This is a genomic window from Streptomyces sp. NPDC043680 (assembly GCF_056436685.1).
Window position 1 is genome coordinate 341,746 of record NZ_JBWKCE010000006.1, and the last position, 19,207, is coordinate 360,952.

Consider the following 19,207-nt stretch of genomic DNA (forward strand, 5'->3'; position numbering starts at 1 on the left):
GGTAGTTCGTTACCTTACCTAATATTTGACGCACCCTTTACGCGATAACCACATTGTGAAACGGCCGTTCGGCCTTGTCCTTCGCACCTTGACCCCTGGCGGATCAACGAACACGGTCGTGCGCCTATGGTTGCTCCCAGCACTCCCAGGACCGCCCTGCCCCTCTAAGGACAGCGATGCCCGCCAACGAAACCGCCCCTTCCGTCAAGAAGAAGGGACGACGCGCCCGCCTGATCGTGCTCGTCCTGGTCCTGGCGCTCCTCACGGGCTTCGGGTACGGGACGTACTGGGGCCTGGACACCGTCCGCGCCTCCTTCCCGCAGGCGACCGGCTCCCTCCAGGTGCCCGGCCTGACCTCGGCAGTGGAGGTCAAGCGCGACGCGCACGGCATTCCGCAGCTCTACGCCGACAAGGACGAGGACCTCTTCCGCGCGCAGGGCTTCGTCCACGCGCAGGACCGCTTCTGGGAGATGGACGTACGCCGCCACCTGACCTCGGGGCGGCTTTCGGAGATGTTCGGCTCCGGCCAGGTCGAGACCGACGCCTTCCTGCGCACGCTGGGCTGGCGCCAGGTCGCCCAGGCCGAGTACGACACGAAGCTCTCGCCGGAGACGAAGAAGAACCTCCAGGCCTACGCCGACGGGGTCAACGCGTACCTGAAGGGGAAGTCCGGCAAGGACCTCTCCGTCGAGCACGCCGCCCTCAAGCTCAGCGCCGACTACCAGCCCGAGCAGTGGACGCCGGTGGACTCGGTGGCCTGGCTCAAGGCCATGGCCTGGGACCTGCGCGGCAACATGCAGGACGAGATCGACCGCGCGCTGATGGCGAACAAGCTCACGCCCGCGCAGATCGACGAGCTCTACCCGCCCTACCCGTTCGACCGGAACCGGCCGATCGTCGAGGGCGGCAAGATCGACGGCGGCAAGTACGCGCCCCAGGGCGGCTCGGCCGCGGCCGGACCCGGCACCGGCAAGGGCTCCACCACCGGCACCGGCACCGCGAACGGATCGCCGGCCTCCACGACGCCCACCGGCCTCGCCGACGACGCCACCGCCCAGGGGGCGACGGTGGGCCTGCGCACCTCGCTGACCTCCCTCGCCAAGACCCTGGACCAGATCCCCGCGATACTCGGCCCCAACGGCAGCGGCATCGGCTCGAACTCCTGGGTCGTCTCCGGCAAGTACACGACCACCGGCAAGCCGCTGCTCGCCAACGACCCGCACCTGTCCCCGCAGCTTCCCTCGGTCTGGTACCAGATGGGCCTGCACTGCCGCGCGGTCTCCGCGCAGTGCCAGTACGACGTGGCCGGCTACACCTTCTCCGGCATGCCCGGCGTGGTGATCGGCCACAACGCCGACATCGCCTGGGGCATGACGAACCTGGGCGCCGACGTCACCGACCTCTACCTGGAGCAGGTCAAGCCCGAGGGCTACGTCTACGACAACAAGGTGATCCCCTTCACGACCCGCGAGGAGGAGATCAAGATCGCGGGCGAGAAGAAGAGCAAGAAGATCACCGTCCGCACCACCAACAACGGTCCGCTGATCTCCGACCGCAGCGAGGAGCTCGCCGCAGTCGGCAGCCGCGCCCCTGTCGCCGGCTCGGCCCCCGACCGCGGCAACGGCTACGCCGTCGCCCTGCGCTGGACCGCCCTGGACCCGGGCAAGTCGATGGACGCCGTCTTCAAGCTCGACCGGGCCAAGGACTTCGCGGGCTTCCGCGAGGCCGCCCGCGACTTCGAGGTCCCCTCGCAGAACCTGATCTACGCCGACAACAAGGCCCCGCTGGGCAACATCGGCTACCAGGCCCCCGGCCGGATCCCGGTCCGCGGCGCCGGCGACGGCCGCATGCCCGCCCCCGGCTGGGACTCCAAGTACGCCTGGAAGGGCGGCAAGGACGGCAACGCGGGCTACATCCCGCAGGACGAGATGCCGTACGACCTCAACCCGGGCCGCGGCTACATCGTGACGGCGAACCAGGCCGTCGTCGAGAGCGGGACCGGCCAGGGCAAGTACCCGTACCTGCTGACGGCGGACTGGGGCTACGGCGCCCGCAGCCAGCGGATCAACGACCTCATCGAGGCGAAGATCAAGGACAGCGGGAAGATCTCCACCGACGACATGCGCACCATGCAGATGGACAACAGCAGCGAGATCGCCGCGCTGCTGACCCCGATGCTGGCCAAGATCGAGGTCTCGGACCCGGACGTGCGCTCCGCGCAGAAGCTGCTGGAGGGCTGGAACTACACCCAGGAGCCCGACTCGGCGGCCGCCGCCTACTTCAACGCGGTCTGGCGCAACATCCTCAAGCTGTCCTTCGGCGACAAGATGCCCAAGGAACTGCGCATCGAGGACAGCTGCATGAACGTCACCGGCGACGGCACCGGCATCGTCGACGACCTCGCCAAGACCGTCCGCGAGTGCGGTGAGCGCGGCTCCGACTCCGCGCAGCCCGACGGCGGCGACCGCTGGTTCGAGGTGGTCCGCCGCCTGGTCAAGGACGAGAAGTCCGCGTGGTGGCAGTCGCCCAAGCGGGGCCTGCGGGAGCCGGCGACCACCACCCGCGACGAGCTGTTCGCCCGGGCCATGAAGGACGCCCGCTGGGAGCTGACCGCCAAGCTCGGCAAGGATCAGGCCACCTGGAGCTGGGGCCGCCTGCACCAGCTGACGCTGAAGAACCAGACCATCGGCACCGAGGGCCCCGGCTTCCTGCAGTGGCTCCTCAACCGCGGCCCGTGGAACCTGGGCGGCGGCGAGGCCACGGTCAACGCGACCGGCTGGAACGCCTCCGGCGGCTACGGGGTGACCTGGGTGCCGTCGATGCGGATGGTCGTGAACCTGAACGACCTGGACAAGTCCCGCTGGATCAACCTGACCGGCGCCTCGGGCCACGCCTACCACGACAACTACACGGACCAGACGACCCTGTGGGCCAAGGGCGAGCTGCTGGACTGGCCGTTCGGCAAGGAGGCCGTGGACAAGGCGACGGTCGAGACGCTCACGCTGAAGCCGGGTTCATGAGCCGCCGGCCGGAGAAGTGAAGCGGACCACCCCCGACGGGGTGGCCACCGCCTGAACGGGGTGGTCGTGCGGTTCCTCCGGGACCCGCGCGACCACCTCTTCGTCGTAGAGGAGCACGACCAGCGCGGGATGCGCCCCGGCGCGCTCCAGACGCGCGAGCACCCGGTCGTACGAGCCCCCGCCGCGCCCCAGCCGCATCCCGCGCCGGTCCACCGCCAGCCCGGGCAGCAGGACGGCGTCGGCGCCGGTGACCGCCTCCGGACCGAGCCGCGGTCCGGCGGGCTCCAGCAGCCGCATCTTCCCCGGGTGCGCGGCCTCGGCGAGGCTGCCGGGGCCCTCGTACTCGGCCCAGTCGAGGTCGTTGTCGGGCAGCAGGACGGGCAGCAGGACCCGCTTCCCGGCCGTGCGCAGCCCGTCGAGCAGCTCGCGGGTACCGGGCTCGCTCCCCACGGAGACGTACGCCGCCACCGTGTGCGCCCCGGCGAGCTCGGGCAGTCCGAGGGCGGAGCGGGAGAGCGCGCGGGCCGCCGTGCGCAGGGAGTCGGGGGACAGGGCGCGGCGGGCGGCGAGGAGGTCCCGGCGCAACTGGGCCTTTGCGGACGGATCGGGTGCGTTCACTAGCACGGCTGCCTCAGATTTCCTTTCAAAGGGGGCAATCAGGGATCTATTTGCCGGAATCCATGGGTGGGAGCGTGACCCACTATGGTTCTGCCCATGACTCAGTTGCACCCCGTGATCAAAAAGGCCGTCATCCCTGCCGCAGGCCTTGGCACACGTTTCCTCCCGGCGACGAAGGCGACGCCCAAGGAAATGCTCCCGGTCGTGGACAAGCCGGCCATCCAGTACGTCGTCGAGGAGGCCGTCTCGGCCGGCCTGGACGACGTCCTGATGATCACAGGGCGTAACAAGCGTGCGCTTGAGGACCACTTCGACCGCAACTACGAACTGGAGTCCGCCCTCATCGCCAAGGGCGACGACGACCGGCTCAAGAAGGTCCAGGAGTCCAGCGACCTGGCCACCATGCACTACGTCCGCCAGGGCGACCCGCGCGGCCTCGGCCACGCCGTCCTGTGCGCCGCTCCGCACGTGGGCGACGAGCCCTTCGCCGTCCTGCTCGGCGACGACCTCATCGACCCGCGCGACCCCCTGCTGCGCCAGATGACCGATGTGCACGCCCGCACCGGCGGCACCGTCATCGCCCTGATGGAGGTCGACCCGGCCAGCGTGCACCTCTACGGCTGCGCCGCCGTCGAGCCCACCGACGAGGCGGACGTCGTCCGGATCACGGGCCTCGTCGAGAAGCCCGACGCCGCCGACGCCCCCAGCAACTACGCCGTCATCGGACGCTATGTCCTCAACCCGGCGATCTTCGACATACTGCGGGAGACCGAGCCGGGCCGCGGCGGGGAGATCCAGCTCACCGACGGCCTGCAGAAGCTGGCCGCCGACGAGAGCGTGGGCGGCCCGGTGCACGGCGTGGTCTTCCGGGGCCGCCGCTACGACACCGGGGACCGCGGGGACTACCTGCGGGCCATCGTCCGCCTCGCGTGCGAGCGTGAGGACCTGGGCCCGGAGTTCCGCACCTGGCTTCACCGTTACGTCACGGAGGAGATGTAGCACCTTGAGCAGCCCCGCCGCCGCACCGCAGGACACCGGCCAGCAGCGTCTGTGGTCGGTGGACGAGCACCTCGCGGACGTCCTCGCCGCCGTCCGGCCGCTGGAGCCCATCGAGCTCCAGCTGCTCGACGCCCAGGGCTGTGTCCTGGTCGAGGACGTCACCGTGCCCGTCGCCCTCCCGCCCTTCGACAACAGCTCGATGGACGGGTACGCCGTCCGCACGGCCGACGTCCAGGGCGCGAGCGAGGAGTTCCCCGCGGTGCTGACGGTCATCGGGGACGTCGCGGCGGGCAGCGGTGAACTGCCCGCCGTCGGCCCGGGCCAGGCCGCCCGCATCATGACCGGCGCCCCGCTGCCGCCCGGCGCGGAGGCCGTCGTCCCCGTCGAGTGGACCGACGGCGGCGCGGGCGCGGGCGCGGCCACCGGCATGACCCCGGCCAGCGCGGCCCCCGAGGGCGCGGGCGGCGAGGTGCGGGTGCACCGGGCCGCCGAGGCGCGGGCCCATGTACGGGCACGGGGCAGCGACGTCCAGGCCGGAGACCTCGCGCTGGCCGCGGGTACGGTGCTGGGCCCGCCGCAGATCGCTCTGCTGGCCGCCATCGGCCGGGGCACCGTCCGGGTCCGGCCGCGGCCGCGCGTGGTGGTGCTCTCCACCGGCAGCGAGCTGGTCCAGCCGGGCGAGGCGCTGGCCCCCGGGACGATCTACGACTCGAACAGCTTCGCGCTGGCCGCGGCCGCGCGGGACGCGGGGGCCATCGCCTACCGCGTCGGGGCGGTCGCGGACGACGCCGACACCCTGCGCTCCACCATCGAGGACCAGCTGATCCGGGCCGATCTGCTGGTGACCACGGGAGGCGTCAGCGTCGGGGCGTACGACGTGGTCAAGGAGGCGCTGTCCTCGGTCGGCGCCGATCCCGAGGCCGGGATCGACGCCGGGCGGATGGAGTTCCGCAAGCTCGCGATGCAGCCCGGCAAGCCGCAGGGCTTCGGCACCGTCGGCCCGGACCACACCCCGCTGCTGGCCCTGCCCGGCAACCCGGTGTCCTCCTACGTCTCCTTCGAGCTGTTCGTGCGGCCCGCGATCCGCGCGCTCATGGGGCTGCCCGCCTCCGAGGTCAGCCGGCCGAGCGTCCGGGCGGTACTCAAGGCGGACCGGCCGCTGGGCTCCCCGTCGGGCCGCCGGCAGTTCCTGCGCGGGGCGTACGACAAGGAGAGCGGCACGGTCAGTCCGGTCGGCGGATCCGGCTCGCACCTGATCGCGGCCCTGGCGCACGCCGACTCGCTGATGGTCGTGCCGGAGGACGTGACCTCGGTGCAGCCGGGGGACGAGCTGGAAGTGGTCCTGCTCGGCTGAAGTCCCGCCGGTGCGGGTAGCGTGGTGCACCACACAGGCCCTTGCGGGGCCCGGAGCGGGAGCGGCACGCAGACATGAGTACGCAGAGCAGGCTGACGCACATCGACGAGGCCGGTGCGGCCCGGATGGTCGACGTCTCGGAGAAGGACGTCACGACGCGGACGGCACGGGCCAGCGGGCGCGTGCTGGTCTCCCCCCGGGTGATCGAACTGCTGCGCGGCGAGGGCGTGCCCAAGGGGGACGCCCTCGCCACCGCGCGGATCGCCGGGATCATGGGGGCGAAGAAGACCCCCGACCTGATCCCGCTCTGCCACCCCCTGGCCGTCTCGGGCGTGAAGGTGGACCTCTCGGTCGCCGACGACGCCGTGGAGATCCTCGCGACGGTCAAGACCGCCGACCGGACGGGCGTCGAGATGGAGGCGCTGACGGCCGTCGCGGTCGCCGGGCTCACCGTCATCGACATGGTGAAGGCCGTCGACAAGGGCGCCGTCATCACCGACGTCCGGGTGGAGGAGAAGACCGGCGGCAAGTCCGGCGACTGGAGCCGGGCGTGAACGCCCCGCGCGGCGGCGAGGTCCACAGCCACAGCCACGGCCCTGCGCCGGCCGGCGCGGACGGCGCCGGCGCGTCCGCGGCACCCGGCGGCACGGCGACCCCCGCCGCGGCCGATGCACGGCAGGCGGGGCCGGGCGGGCAGCCCGCCCGCCCCCTTCGCGCCCTGGTGGTCACCGCCTCGAACCGGGCCTCGGCCGGCGTGTACGCCGACCGGGGCGGGCCCCTGCTCGCAGAGGGACTCCAAGGACTCGGCTTCACCGTGGACGGGCCGCGGGTCGTCCCCGACGGGGACCCGGTCGAGCAGGCGCTGCGCGAGGGCGTGGCCGCCGGGTACGACGTCATCCTCACCACCGGCGGTACCGGCATCTCGCCGACCGACCGCACCCCCGAGGCCACCGCCCGGGTGCTGGACCACGAGGTACCGGGCATCCCGCAGGCCATCCGGGCCGAGAGCCTGGCGAAGGTGCCGACGGCGGCCCTGTCCCGGGGGCTGGCGGGAGTGGCCGGCCGCACCCTGATCGTCAACCTGCCCGGCTCGACGGGCGGAGTCCGCGACGGCCTCGCGGTCCTGGCCCGGATCCTGCCGCACGCCGTGGACCAGATCCGGGGTGGCGATCACCCCAGACCTGCGGGGAGCCCCAGCTGAACGGGCCCTCCTGGCCGGTGGTGCTGAGCGACGGCGACGTCACGCTCCGGCCGATAAAGCTGCGCGACCAGAGCGCCTGGCGCGAGGTCAACCGGCGCAACCGCGACTGGCTGCGGCCCTGGGAGGCCACGATCCCGCCGCCCGCGCCCTGGGGGCCGGTGGTCCACCGGCCGACGTACCGCCAGATGGTGCGGCACCTGCGAGCCGAGGCGAACGCGGGGCGGATGCTGCCCTTCGTCATCGAGTACCGGGGCCGCCTGGTCGGCCAGCTGACGGTCGCCGGGATCACCTGGGGCTCGATGTGCGCGGGCCACGTCGGCTACTGGGTGGACCGCGAGGTGGCGGGCCGCGGGGTCATGCCGACGGCGGTCGCGCTGGCGGTGGACCACTGCTTCGGGAAGGTCGGGCTGCACCGGATGGAGGTGTGCATCCGCCCGGAGAACGGCCCGAGCCGGCGCGTGGTCGAGAAGCTGGGCTTCCGCGAGGAGGGGCTGCGTCTGCGCTACCTGCACATCGACGGCGCCTGGCGCGACCACCTCGTGTACGCGCTGACCGCGGAGGAGATCCCGGAGGGGTTGCTGCGCCGCTGGCACCGGGCGCGCAGCCAAGGGGCCTCGCCCTCATAGGAAACGAATATCCGTTCGAATTCCTGGGCCGGGAAACCGATTCGCCCATAACCTGATCCGAAGAATCACAAAAAAAGTCCGTGATATCAGCCAGTTCGTGCGACACACCGGTCCAATTGGCGGATCCGCTCGGCCGCGCCCCTCTACGGTGTGGGGTGTGAGCAGCAGCGGCCTCATCTACGCAGTCATTGTCGGGGCTTGGGCCGCCTACTTGGTGCCCATGTGGCTCCGGAGGCAGGACGAGCTGAACGAGGCCCGTCCGACGGAACGCTTCTCCACTGCCATTCGGCTGCTTTCGGGCCGGGCGGGAATGGAGCGCCGTTACGCCAAGGGGCTGCGTGAGCGTGCCGAGCAGGAGGCGCAGACCCAGTACCACGCGGACCCGGACGCCGCGACGGAAACGGTGAATTCCGTGGACGCCGACGCCCGGGCCGTTGCCGTGCCCCCGACCAGGGCGGAGCCGCGGTCGGCCGTGGCGGAGCGGCACCGGCGCGAGCAGCGCCTGCAGGTGCTCGCCCGCCGCCGGCGCACCACCGCGCTGCTCTTCCTGATCTTCACGCTGGGCGCGGTCGTGGCCGCGGTCGGCGGTCTGGCGTACCTGTGGGCGCCCGCCGTACCGGCCCTCCTGCTGAGCGCGTACATCATGCACCTGCGCGTCCAGGAGCGCAGGCGCTACGAGTTCACCATGGACCGGCGGCGCGCCGAGGCCGCCGCCCGGCAGCTGCGCGAGAGCCGCCAGCGCCGCCGCCATCCCGAGGACACCCCGACCGCCGCGGCCGAACCCGACCCCGCTCCGCCGGTCTCCCCGCAGGAGGCCGGCCGGCGCGCGCTGGTCGAGCAGACCGACCACGCCGAGTGGGTGGACCAGCAGCGCGAGCGCGAACGCGGCCCCGCCCGCGGCGACAGCTGGGAGCCGGTCCCGGTCCCGCTGCCGACGTACGTGACGGCCCCGGTGGCTCCGCGCGCCACGGGTCCGGCGACCCCGGACGCCTGGAGCGCGGCCCGCTCCAGCGCAGCCGAACCGACGGACCCCCGCCTGCGCACCCAGCCCGCCCCGGCCCCCGCCCAGGAGACGAAGCCCCAGCACCCCGGCCGCGGCCGCGACCGCGGTCGCACCCCGCTGTTCGACCAGTACGAGAGCGACGAGCGCCCCCGCGCCGCGAACGAATGACCGGACCTGCGCGGATGCTCCCCGATACCGGTTTTGGAGCACCGCCGCGGGGATGCTAATGTTTCACACGTCGCAAGGGCCTGTGGCGCAGTCTGGTAGCGCACCTCGTTCGCATCGAGGGGGTCTGGGGTTCAAATCCCCACAGGTCCACAGACGACAGTTCCCGAGTAGCTCTCGGGAATCGTCACGAGATCCCGTCCGGTCGCAAGACCGGGCGGGATCTCGGCGTTTCCGGGGTCCGGGCAGCCCGGTGCCCGAACGGCCGGGCGGTCACGGGCCGTTGGCGGCCGCCGGAGCCAGCGGCGGCAACTCCGGTACGGCCGAGCGCTCTTTGCTGCCGCGATCCGTCCGGGCGGGCTCTGCCGCGTCAGGGGGTCAGGGGCTTGGCCATGCAGCGGCTGGAGTCGTGGAAGCGGTAGTGGCCGAACTTGGGGGAGGGGGCGTAGCCCGAGGAGAGGTAGAGGGCTATCGCCTCCGGCTGCTGGTCGCCCGTCTCCAGGACCATGCGGACGCGGCCCGCCGCGCGGGCGTCGGCTTCGAGCTCCGCGAGGATGCGGCGGGCCAGGCCGAGACCGCGGGCCTCGGGGATGACGTACATGCGCTTGAGCTCGGCGTCGCCGTCGGAGTAGCCCTCGTCGTTCTCGTCCTGGGTGCGCCAGCCGCCGCTGGCTATCGGGCTCTGCGAGGCGTCGTACGCCAGCAGGTACAGCCCCCGCGGCGGGGTGAACATCACCGGGTCGAGGGGTGTGACATCGCCCTCGCCGTCATAGCGCGCCTGGTACTCCAGTTGCACCTGGTCGTTGAGTTTGACCGCGTCCGGGTGGTCGTACGGTACGGAGCGGAGCTGGATCCCGTGAGACATCGGAACATCGTACGGAACCCTCCCGCTATGGTGCTGGGATGCTCACCGTGACCTCCGTGAATGTGAATGGGATCCGCGCCGCCGCCAAGAAGGGCTTCTCGCCGTGGCTGGCCGGGTCGGATGCCGACGTGGTCTGCCTGCAGGAGGTACGGGCGGAGGAGGCGCAGATTCCGGCCGAGGTGCGGGAGCCCGAGGGCTGGCACACGGTCTTCGCGCCGGCCGCCGTCAAGGGCCGGGCCGGGGTGGCCCTCTACACGCGGCGGGAGCCCGAGCGGGTGCAGGTGGGCTTCGGGAGCGAGGAGTTCGACGGCTCCGGGCGGTACCTGGAGGTCGACATGCCCGGTGTGACCGTGGCGAGCCTGTACCTGCCCTCCGGGGAGGCCGGGACCGCGAAGCAGGACGAGAAGTACCGGTTCATGGCGGAGTTCCTGCCCTACCTCGCCGCGCTGAAGGTGCGCGCGGCCGGCGAGGGGCGGGAGGTCGTGGTGTGCGGCGACTGGAACATCTGCCACCGGGAGGTCGACCTGAAGAACTGGAAGACCAACCGCAAGAGCGCCGGGTTCCTGCCCGAGGAGCGCGAGTGGCTCGGCAGGGTGTACGAGGAGGCGGGGTACGTCGACGTCGTACGCGCGCTGCATCCGGACACCGAGGGGCCGTACTCCTGGTGGTCCTACCGCGGGCGGGCCTTCGACAACGACGCCGGCTGGCGCATCGACCTCCAGGTCGCGACCCCGGGACTCGCCGCCCGGGCGGTGAAGGCCTTCGTCGAGCGGGCCGCGACCCATCCGGAGCGGTGGTCCGACCACGCGCCGGTGACCGCCGTCTACGAGCTCGGGGTCTGAGACCCCGCGGGCCGGGACCGGGAGGCCTGGAGGCGGTCCATCGCCATCGCGAGCTCCGCCTCCACCACGCTCTTCGCCAGCGGGCGCAGGCGCGGCACGGCCTCCGGGGAGAGGTGCTCCTCGATGAGCTCCGTGAACAGGGCCGCCAAGGCGTCCGCGTGCGCGCGGACCCGGCGGCCGGTCTCCAGGACCGCCGCGAGCGGGACGCCTTCGCGGACCAGCGCTGAGGAGACGTCCAGCAGGCGGCGGCTGACGTGCACGATCTCGTCGCCGTCCGTGGCGAGGTAGCCGAGGTCGAGGGAGGCCGCCAGGTTCTCCGGGGTGACCTCGCCCTCGAAGTAGTCGGCCAGGGCCTCGGGTGTCAGGCGTACCGGGGTCTCCTCGGACCCGCCCATGCCGAGCAGCTCGCCGAGCTGGCTCACGTCGCGGCCGTTCTCGAAGGCGGCGGTCAGTTCGGCGATGCCGCCGAGGGTGTGGCCGCGTTCGAGCAGGGCGGCGATGGTGCGCAGCCGGGCCAGGTGGTGGTCGTCGTACCAGGCGATGCGGCCCTCGCGGCGCGGGGGCGGCAGGAGCTTGCGCTCGCGGTAGAAGCGCAGGGTGCGGACGGGTATGCCGGCCGCCTCCGCCAGTTCCGCCGTACGGTATTCGCGCACTGTCCTCGCCGCTTGCGTCTCTGCCACGGACGAAGCCTATGGCGTACCGGGAGTAACTTTCCGGGTGCGACCCCTACCCATGAGTACGGGGCTGCTCTACTCTCCCGATTGTGCCAGTGATTGCTGGCAGTGTGGCGCTGTGGTGATGACTGGGCTGGGCTGGTACTGCGCAAGCGGATGCGGAAGGCGGCGGGCATGGCGGGCAAGGGTGGCGCCGAACGGCGTGAGCACGTACGGGTGGCGGTGATCGGCTCCGGCTTCGGCGGGCTGGGCGCGGCCGTCCGGCTGCGGCGGGAGGGGATCACGGACTTCGTCGTCCTGGAACGGGCCGACTCCGTCGGCGGGACGTGGCGCGACAACAGCTATCCCGGGTGCGCGTGCGACGTTCCCTCGCACCTGTACTCGTTCTCGTTCGCACCCAACCCGGACTGGCCGAGGACCTTCTCCGGGCAGCCGCACATCCGCGCCTACCTGGAGCACGTCGCCGACACCTTCGGGCTGCGCCCGCACATCCGGCTGAACTCCGAGGTCACGATGATGCGCTGGGACGCCGACCGGCTCCGGTGGCACATCGAGACCTCGACGGGCGAGCTCACCGCGGACGTCGTCGTGTCCGCGACCGGCCCGCTGTCCGACCCGAAGGTGCCGGAGCTTCCGGGGCTCGCCGGCTTCCCGGGCAAGGTGTTCCACTCGGCGCGCTGGGACCACGACTACGACCTGCGCGGCAAGCGCGTCGCCATGATCGGGACCGGCGCCTCGGCCATCCAGATCGTGCCCGCCATCGCACCCGAGGTGGAGCGGCTCACGCTCTTCCAGCGGACCCCGCCGTGGGTGATGCCGCGCACCGACCGGGCCATCGGCACCGCGGAGCGCTGGCTGCACCGCCGGCTGCCCTTCACCCGCGCCGCGCGCCGCGGGCTGCTGTGGGGCATCCGGGAGCTCCAGGTGAGCGCCTTCACCAAGCGCCCGAACCAGCTCGGGCTGATCGAGTCGCTGGCCAAGGCCAACATGGCGCGGTCGATCAAGGATCCGGCACTGCGGGCCAAGCTGACGCCCTCGTACCGGATCGGCTGCAAGCGGATCCTGCTGTCGAGCGAGTACTACCCGGCGCTCGCCCGGCCCAACGTGGACCTGGTCGCCTCCGGTCTGAAGGAGATCCGGGGCTCCGTCCTGGTCGCCGCCGACGGCACCGAGACCGAGGTCGACGCGATCATCTTCGGCACGGGCTTCCACGTCACGGACATGCCGATCGCCGACCGGGTGGTGGGGGCGGAGGGCAAGACCCTCGCCGACCACTGGAAGGACGGCATGCAGTCGCTGCGCGGGGCGACGGCCGCGGGCTTCCCCAACTGGATGACGATCATCGGGCCGAACACCGGCCTCGGCAACAGCTCGATGATCCTGATGATCGAGTCGCAGCTGAACTACATGGCGGACTACCTGCGCCAGCTCGACATGCTCGGCGGGCCGGTCGCGCTCGCCGCCAGGCCGTCGGCCGTGAACGCGTGGAACCGGCGCGTGCAGACCCGGATGGAGCGCACGGTGTGGAACACCGGCGGCTGCACCAGCTGGTACCTCGATGCGCAGGGCCGCAACACCACCGTCTGGCCGGGCACCACCGGCGAGTTCCGCAAGGAGACGCGGACCGTGGACCTGGGCGAGTACGAGGTCGTACGGCTGCGGGAGAAGGAGCAGGAACGGGAGCCGGCGCCCGGGCGGGTCCCCGCGCAGGCCGCAGCCGGCGGGGCCGCCGCCACCCGGGCCGCGGCTGCGCGGCCCGCCGCTGCGCAGGCCGGCGTCGAGGAGGGCGCCGCGTGAGCCGCCCGCCGCACGTCACGACGGGGCCGTACGCCCCGCCCGTTCCCCGCCGCGAGCTGACCGCGGTCTCCGCCGACGGGGCGCGGCTGCACGTGGAGGTGCACGGGGAGGAGGGGGCGCCGGCCGTGGTGCTGGCGCACGGCTGGACCTGCTCCACCGCCTTCTGGGCCGCGCAGATCCGCGCCCTGGCCGCGGCCGGCCACCGGGTGGTCGCGTACGACCAGCGCGGGCACGGGCGCAGCCCCGCCGGGCGCTGGTACAGCACCTCCGCCCTCGCCGACGACCTGGTCGCCGTCCTGGGCGCCACCCTCGCCCCCGGCGAACGGGCCGTGGTCGCCGGGCACTCCATGGGCGGGATGACGATCATGGCCGCGGCCGGGCGCCCCGAGTTCGAGGAGCACGCCGCCGCCGCGCTGCTGTGCAGCACCGGCAGTTCGCAGCTGGTCGCCCAGTCGCTGGTCCTGCCCTGGCGTGCCGGGCGTCTGAGGACGCGCGCCACCGGGGCGATCCTGGGCTCCCGCGCCCCGCTCGGGCCCGTCACGCCGGTGGCCGCGAAGGTGCTGAAGTACGCCACCATGGGCCCCGGAGCGACGCCCGAACAGGTCGAGGCCTGCGCCCGGATCGTGCACGCCTGCGCCACCGGCCCCCGGCACGCCTGGTCCCAGGTGCTGGCCGGGCTGGACCTCGACGCCGACCTGGCCGCGCTCACCGTGCCCACCGCGGTCCTCGGCGGTACGCACGACCGGCTGACGCCGCTCGTGCACGCCCGCCAGCTCGCCGCCGCGCTCCCGCACTGCGCGGGTCTGACGGAGCTGACCGGCATGGGCCACATGACCCCGATCGAGGCCCCGCGGGCCGTCACGGGAGCCCTGCGGGAGCTGGCCGCCCGCCACCTGCCCGGCACCGCAGACACGACCGACCACGTGACCGACCAGGAGAAGGAGAAGACGCCGTGAGCGCTCGCAGGAGTCTGGAGGGCCAGGTCGCCGTCGTCACCGGCGCAGCCCGCGGCGTGGGCGAACTGCTCGCCCGCAAACTGTCCGCGCGCGGCGCGAAGGTGGCCCTGGTGGGCCTGGAGCCGGAGGCGCTCAAGGAGGTCTCCGAGCGGCTGCACTCCGACAGCGACCACTGGTACGCCGACGTCACCGACCACGAGGCCATGGCGCGGGTGGCCCAGGCGGTCAAGCAGCGCTTCGGCAAGGTGGACATCGTCGTCGCCAACGCGGGCGTTGCCGCGGGAGGTCCGTTCGCCGACTCCGATCCCGACGCCTGGCGCCGGGTGATCGAGGTCAACCTGATCGGCGGGGCCGTCACCGCCCGCGCCTTCCTTCCCGTCCTCACGGAGAGCCGCGGCTACTTCCTGCAGATCGCCTCGCTCGCCGCGATCACGCCGGCGCCGATGATGACGGCGTACTGCGCCTCCAAGTCCGGCGTGGAGACCTTCGCGCACTGCCTGCGCGCCGAAGTCGGCTACAAGGGCGTCAAGGTGGGCGTCGGCTACCTCTCGTGGACCGACACCGACATGGTGCGCGGCGCCGACCGGGACGAGGTGATGCGGGAGCTGCGCCGACGACTGCCCTGGCCGGCGAACCGCACGTACCCGCTGGGCCCGGCCGTGGACCGGATCGTGGCGGGCATCGAGCGGCGCTCCGCGCACGTGTATGCGCAGGGGTGGCTGCGCGGGATGCAGGGGGTGCGCGGCTATCTGCCGGGGATCATCGCGACCGTCGGGCAGCGGGAGATGAAGCGGTTCGAACCGAGGCTCGCAGGCGTCTCCAAGGGGCTGGTGGGCGCCGGGGGCGCCGCCGACGAAAGGGAGCGCACCGGGGGCACCTCCCCGCGGTAGCGGGGGGAGTCGCCGGCAGCCCTGGCCTGAGCAGAGCCGAGGGGCGCGACCCGCAGCCGCGGATCGCGCCCCTCGGGCATGCCCCGGCGCCTCGGGCACGCCCTACTCGCGCGGCGGCAGCTTCGGACGCCGCAGGTCCGGTACGTCCGCATAGCCGGGCGGCACCGCGGCCGGCTCCTGCTCCAGCAACTCCACCGCCAGGAACACCGCGTCGTCCAGCTGGGCGTGCCGTCCCTCCGCCCAGTCGAGCGGGGTGCGCATGATCGCGAGGTCCGGCTCCACGCCGTGGTTCTCCACCGACCAGCCGTACTCCGGGAACCAGGCGGCGTTCATCGGCACCGTGATCACCGTTCCGTCGCCGAGGGTGTGCCGACCGGTCATGCCGACCACCCCGCCCCAGGTGCGCTGGCCCACGACCGGGCCGAGCCCCAGCAGTTTGAACGCCGCGGTGATCATGTCGCCGTCCGAGGAGGTCGCCTCGTCGGCGAGCGCCACGATCGGACCGCGCGGCGCGTTCGAGGCGTAGCTGACCGGCTGGGCGTTGCGCGTGAGGTCCCAGCCGAGGATCGAGCGGCTCAGCTTCTCCACCACCAATTCGCTGATGTGCCCGCCCGCGTTGCCGCGTACGTCCACGATCAGGGCGGGCCGGGACATCTCCATGCGCAGGTCCCGGTTGAACTGGGCCCAGCCCGAGCCGCCCATGTCGGGGATGTGCAGGTAGCCGCACTTGCCGCCGCTGAGCTCGCGGACCACCGCCCGCCGCTTGGAGACCCAGTCGTGGTAGCGCAGCGGCCGCTCGTCGATCAGCGGCACCACCGCGACCCGCCGCGGCCGGCCCTCGCCGTCGGCGGGCCGGAAGGTCAACTCGACCGTGGTGCCGCCGGCCGCCGAGAGCAGCGGATAGGGCCCGGTGACCGGGTCCACCGGCCGTCCGTCCACGTGGGTGAGGATGGCGCCTTCCCGGATCCCGCTCCCGGCCAGCGGCGAGCGGGCCTTGGAGTCGGAGGACTCGCCGGGCAGGATCCGCTTGACCATCCACCCTTCCTCGCGGTGCACCAGGTTCGCGCCGAGCAGGCCGATCGGACGCTGGTAGTGCGGCGGGCCCTCGTTGCGGCGCGGGGGCGAGACGTAGGCGTGGGAGGTGCCGAGTTCACCGAGCACCTCGCGCATCAGGTCGGCGAACTCGTCGGGCGAGGCGACCCGTTCGACCAGGGGGCGGTACTGGCTCAGCACCCCGTCCCAGTCGATGCCGCACATCTTCGGCTCCCAGAAGTACGCACGGATCAGCCGGCCGGCCTCCTCGAAGGCCTGGCGCCACTCGGCCGCCGGGTCCACCTCGTGGTGGATGCGCCGCAGGTCCAGGTAGACGGTGGAGTCGCTGTCCCCCGACTCGGTCGCCGGGACCGCGCGCAGGTCGCCGTCGTCGTTGATCACCAGCCGGGTGCCGTCGCCGCTGACCGCGAACCAGTCCAGCCCGGAGGCCAGTTCGCTCTTGCGTGCCTTGGTGATGTCGAAGTGCTCCAGGGTCGGCTTGCCGCTGGTGTCGGCCGGGTTGGCGAAGGTCTCGCCTAGCGCGCCCGAGATCGGCCAGCGCAACCACACCAGGCCGCCGCCGTGCACCGGGTAGAGCGCGGAGTACTTCGAGGCCGTGACCGGAAACGGTGTGACCCGGCTCTCCAGCCCCTCCACCTCCACGGTCACCGAGCCGTCGCCCTCGCTCGACTCGCCCTCCACCGGGTCGAGTCCGCCCGCCGCCGGCCGGCCGTGGGGCGTGTACGCGAAGGGCGAGGGGGTCGCCGAGGACAGCGGCACCAGGTAGGGGCGGCAGCCCAGCGGGAAGGACAGGTCACCGGTGTGCACGTCGTACACCGGGTCGAAACCGCGCCAGGACAGGAACGCGAGATAGCGCCCGTCCCGGGTGAAGACCGGATGGTCGTCCTCGAACCGCCCGTTGGTGACGTCCACGACGGTGCGCGGCCCGGGGCCGGCGATCCTGGCCATCTTGATCTGCCGCAGCGAGCGCCCGATACCCGGGTGCGACCAGGTCAGCCAGGCCCCGTCGGGGGAGAAGGCCAGGTCGGTGACGGGCCCGTTGACGGACCGGATCAGCTCCGTCACCTCGCCGTCGGACTCCTCCGTCGCGTCGAGGAGCAGCAGGCGCCCGTCGTTGGAGGCGATGGCGAGCCGCTCGCCGTCCGGATCGGACAGCAGTTCCAGTACGCGGCCCAGCTTCCCCGAGGCCAGCCGCCGGGGCTCCCGCTCCCCCGAGGCCCGCGGCAGATAGGCGATCTCGATCGCGTCCTCGCCCTCCGCGTCCGTCACGTACGCGACCTGCCCGCCGCTGCCGAGCATCTCGGGCAGCCGCACCCGTACGCCCGGGGTGTCGGCGATGGTCCGTGCGGGTCCGTCGCGGTGGGTGAGCCAGTACAGGCTGCCCCGTACGACGACCGCGCTGGCACGCCCCGTGGCGTCGACGGAGAGCGAGTCGACGTGGTGCGCGGCCGGGACCTGGTAGGTGCGCCGACCCGGGCGGGGTCCGCCGAGCCGGACGTCGAGCTTGCGCGGGACGGCCTCGGGGGCCAGGGATTCGACGAGCCAGAGGTCGCCGGCGCACTGGTAGACGACCCGCGAGCCGTCGCTGGAGGCGTGCCGGGCGTAGAACTCCTCGTGGTCGGTGTGCCGACGCAGGTCGGTGCCGTCGGGCAGGCAGGAGTACAGGTTGCCGATGCCCTCGTGGTCGGAGAGGAAGGCGATCCTGCCGTCCACGAACATCGGCGCGTCGAGGTGGCCCTCCATGTGCTCCAGCAGTTGTGTGCCGTGCAGCCAGAGCCGGCCGGTGGCGCCGCCGCGGTAGCGCTTCCAGGCGGCGGGCTCGTGCGGGGGTTTGCCCGTCAGCAGCAGCGTGCGGCGCTCGCCGCCGGGTTCCTCGTGGACGGCGATGTCGGAGACCGGGCCCCAGGGCAGCTGGCCGCCGGGGGAGCCGTCGGTCGGCAGGCTGTAGGCCCACGCGTAGTAGGAGAAGGGCTGGCCGTGCGAGGACACCGCGAGGATGTCGCTGCGGCCGTCCTTGTCGGGCGGGGTCCAGCCGCAGACGCGGGTGTCGGTGGAGCCCCAGTAGCTGAGCTGGCGCGCCGGCCCGCCGTCGACGGGGGCCAGGTGGATCTCCGGATCGAGGCTGCGCCACGTGGTGTAGGCGATGTGCCGCCCGTCCGGCGAGAAGCGCGGATGGCCGGCCCTGGTCCGGTCGACCGTGATCCGCCAGGCCCGGCCGACCGGTTCTCCAGGCGGAACCAAGGGCGCTACCCAAAGATCGTCCTCGGTGACGAAGCACAGCAGATCGCCGTGCAGGTGCGGGAATCGGAGGTACGCGGCGTCGTGACTCACCCCACAATGCTTTCCGTGCGACAGGGGCCTGGCAACTCGTACACGTGATCCATGCCACGTCCTCCAGCGAAACGGAACGGTTTCGTTTCGCTAGGGGAGGGGAGTAGTATCGAAGCGTACGAAACAGTTTCGTTCGGATGGATGGGCAAGGAGGTGCCGCAGATGATCGACGAAGTCCCCTCGCGGCGCAGCCGGATCACCCCCGAGCGGGAAGCCGAGCTGCACGGGGCGGTCCTCGACCTCCTGCGCGAGGTCGGCTACGAGGCGTTGACCATGGATGCGGTCGCCGCCCGTACGAAGTCCAGCAAGGCCACCCTCTACCGCCAGTGGGGGAGCAAGCCGGAGCTGGTCGCCAAGGCCCTGCGGTGCACCCAGCCGATGTCCCTGCGGGAGATCGACACGGGTAGCCTGCGCGGCGATTTCCACCTCATGGTCGAGCACTCCGACGATGCGCAGATGGCCAAGGACACCGCGCTGATGCGGGGTCTGGCCCATGCGGTCCACGAGAGCCCGGAGCTTCACAAGGCACTGCGGGACCTGCTGGTCGACCCGGAGATCACCGGTCTCCAGCTGATGCTCCAGCGGGCCGTGGACCGGGGCGAGGTCGCCCCGGACTGTCCGGCCCTCTGTTTCGTCCCGCACATGCTCGTCGGCGCGTTCATCGCGCTTCCGCTGATCGAGGACCGGTCCGTCGACCGGGCCTTCCTCGGGGACTTCATCGACGCCGTGGTCTTCCCCGCCCTCGGCGTCTGAGTCTTCGCGCACGTCCCACTGCTGCTCCTGACACGCCGCTCTCGTCGTCGGGCCGGCTTT

The 19,207-nt window shown here is 72.3% G+C and carries 16 protein-coding genes and 1 tRNA gene; 13 read left to right on the top strand and 4 right to left on the bottom strand.

Going from position 1 to position 19,207, the window contains the following annotated elements; all coding sequences use genetic code 11:
* The first annotated feature begins 176 nt into the window (after positions 1 to 176).
* Positions 177 to 3,020 (top strand): penicillin acylase family protein, encoded by a 2,844-nt coding sequence (locus tag AC0666_RS16585; RefSeq protein WP_468969857.1) that lies wholly within the window; start codon positions 177 to 179, stop codon positions 3,018 to 3,020.
* On the opposite strand, the gene AC0666_RS16590 is transcribed toward AC0666_RS16585, so the two are convergent.
* Positions 3,015 to 3,644 carry a 5-formyltetrahydrofolate cyclo-ligase gene (locus AC0666_RS16590; RefSeq protein WP_468969854.1) on the bottom strand — a complete coding sequence of 210 codons (630 nt, stop codon included), beginning with the start codon at positions 3,642 to 3,644 and terminating at the stop codon, positions 3,015 to 3,017. The two genes, AC0666_RS16585 and AC0666_RS16590, sit on opposite strands and share 6 nt — an antisense overlap.
* Positions 3,645 to 3,734: 90 nt before the next feature.
* Between AC0666_RS16590 and galU the strand changes: the two genes are divergently transcribed.
* The 7 genes from galU to AC0666_RS16625 all read left to right on the top strand — a co-directional run bounded on the left by galU (position 3,735) and on the right by AC0666_RS16625 (position 9,139).
* On the top strand, positions 3,735 to 4,637 hold the full coding sequence (gene galU / locus AC0666_RS16595; RefSeq protein ID WP_356852310.1) for a UTP--glucose-1-phosphate uridylyltransferase GalU: 903 nt from the start codon (positions 3,735 to 3,737) through the stop codon (positions 4,635 to 4,637).
* A gap of 4 nt (positions 4,638 to 4,641) precedes the next feature.
* Complete coding sequence (gene glp / locus AC0666_RS16600) at positions 4,642 to 5,991, top strand: molybdotransferase-like divisome protein Glp (protein WP_468969850.1); 1,350 nt, start codon at positions 4,642 to 4,644, stop codon at positions 5,989 to 5,991.
* A 74-nt stretch (positions 5,992 to 6,065) separates the two neighbouring features.
* Positions 6,066 to 6,545: a cyclic pyranopterin monophosphate synthase MoaC gene (moaC, locus tag AC0666_RS16605; protein ID WP_361713075.1), complete on the top strand. Its 480-nt coding sequence runs from the start codon at positions 6,066 to 6,068 to the stop codon at positions 6,543 to 6,545.
* Positions 6,546 to 6,709: 164 nt separating this feature from the next.
* Positions 6,710 to 7,192, top strand: a complete 483-nt coding sequence (locus AC0666_RS16610; protein ID WP_468970497.1) for a MogA/MoaB family molybdenum cofactor biosynthesis protein — start codon at positions 6,710 to 6,712, stop codon at positions 7,190 to 7,192.
* 17 nt (positions 7,193 to 7,209) lie between these two features.
* Positions 7,210 to 7,818 carry a GNAT family N-acetyltransferase gene (locus AC0666_RS16615; protein WP_478707805.1) on the top strand — a complete coding sequence of 203 codons (609 nt, stop codon included), beginning with the start codon at positions 7,210 to 7,212 and terminating at the stop codon, positions 7,816 to 7,818.
* A gap of 157 nt (positions 7,819 to 7,975) precedes the next feature.
* The gene (gene sepX / locus AC0666_RS16620; protein WP_468969843.1) at positions 7,976 to 8,989 is read left to right on the top strand and encodes a divisome protein SepX/GlpR; all 1,014 of its coding nucleotides are present in this window, start codon (positions 7,976 to 7,978) and stop codon (positions 8,987 to 8,989) included.
* Positions 8,990 to 9,065: 76 nt separating this feature from the next.
* Positions 9,066 to 9,139, top strand: a tRNA-Ala gene (locus tag AC0666_RS16625).
* 217 nt (positions 9,140 to 9,356) lie between these two features.
* Here the strand turns inward: AC0666_RS16625 and AC0666_RS16630 are convergent.
* Complete coding sequence (locus tag AC0666_RS16630) at positions 9,357 to 9,851, bottom strand: GNAT family N-acetyltransferase (protein WP_468969841.1); 495 nt, start codon at positions 9,849 to 9,851, stop codon at positions 9,357 to 9,359.
* Between the two features lie 38 nt (positions 9,852 to 9,889).
* On the opposite strand from AC0666_RS16630, the gene AC0666_RS16635 reads away from it, so the two are divergent.
* Positions 9,890 to 10,693, top strand: coding sequence for an exodeoxyribonuclease III (locus tag AC0666_RS16635; RefSeq protein ID WP_478707806.1), 804 nt, complete (start codon positions 9,890 to 9,892; stop codon positions 10,691 to 10,693).
* Here the strand turns inward: AC0666_RS16635 and AC0666_RS16640 are convergent.
* Positions 10,675 to 11,373 carry a MerR family transcriptional regulator gene (locus AC0666_RS16640; protein ID WP_468969836.1) on the bottom strand — a complete coding sequence of 233 codons (699 nt, stop codon included), beginning with the start codon at positions 11,371 to 11,373 and terminating at the stop codon, positions 10,675 to 10,677. The genes AC0666_RS16635 and AC0666_RS16640 overlap by 19 nt on opposite strands.
* A gap of 168 nt (positions 11,374 to 11,541) precedes the next feature.
* On the opposite strand from AC0666_RS16640, the gene AC0666_RS16645 reads away from it, so the two are divergent.
* Genes AC0666_RS16645 through AC0666_RS16655 form a run of 3 tightly spaced genes read left to right on the top strand, consistent with a single transcriptional unit; the run spans position 11,542 to position 15,010 of the window.
* A complete protein-coding gene (locus AC0666_RS16645; protein ID WP_478707807.1) occupies positions 11,542 to 13,164 on the top strand; it encodes a flavin-containing monooxygenase in 1,623 nt (540 codons plus the stop codon).
* The gene (locus AC0666_RS16650) at positions 13,161 to 14,120 is read left to right on the top strand and encodes an alpha/beta fold hydrolase (protein ID WP_478707808.1); all 960 of its coding nucleotides are present in this window, start codon (positions 13,161 to 13,163) and stop codon (positions 14,118 to 14,120) included. Before AC0666_RS16645 ends, AC0666_RS16650 begins: the two co-directional genes overlap by 4 nt.
* Positions 14,117 to 15,010, top strand: coding sequence for an SDR family oxidoreductase (locus tag AC0666_RS16655; protein ID WP_468969829.1), 894 nt, complete (start codon positions 14,117 to 14,119; stop codon positions 15,008 to 15,010). The genes AC0666_RS16650 and AC0666_RS16655 overlap by 4 nt, the downstream gene beginning before the upstream one ends.
* 102 nt (positions 15,011 to 15,112) lie before the next feature.
* Here the strand turns inward: AC0666_RS16655 and AC0666_RS16660 are convergent, their stop codons facing one another.
* Positions 15,113 to 18,394 carry a S41 family peptidase gene (locus AC0666_RS16660; protein ID WP_468969827.1) on the bottom strand — a complete coding sequence of 1,094 codons (3,282 nt, stop codon included), beginning with the start codon at positions 18,392 to 18,394 and terminating at the stop codon, positions 15,113 to 15,115.
* A gap of 162 nt (positions 18,395 to 18,556) precedes the next feature.
* Here AC0666_RS16660 and AC0666_RS16665 point away from each other — a divergent pair, with 162 nt between their 5' ends.
* Positions 18,557 to 19,147, top strand: a complete 591-nt coding sequence (locus tag AC0666_RS16665; RefSeq protein WP_361713092.1) for a TetR/AcrR family transcriptional regulator — start codon at positions 18,557 to 18,559, stop codon at positions 19,145 to 19,147.
* The last annotated feature ends 60 nt before the right edge of the window (positions 19,148 to 19,207 follow it).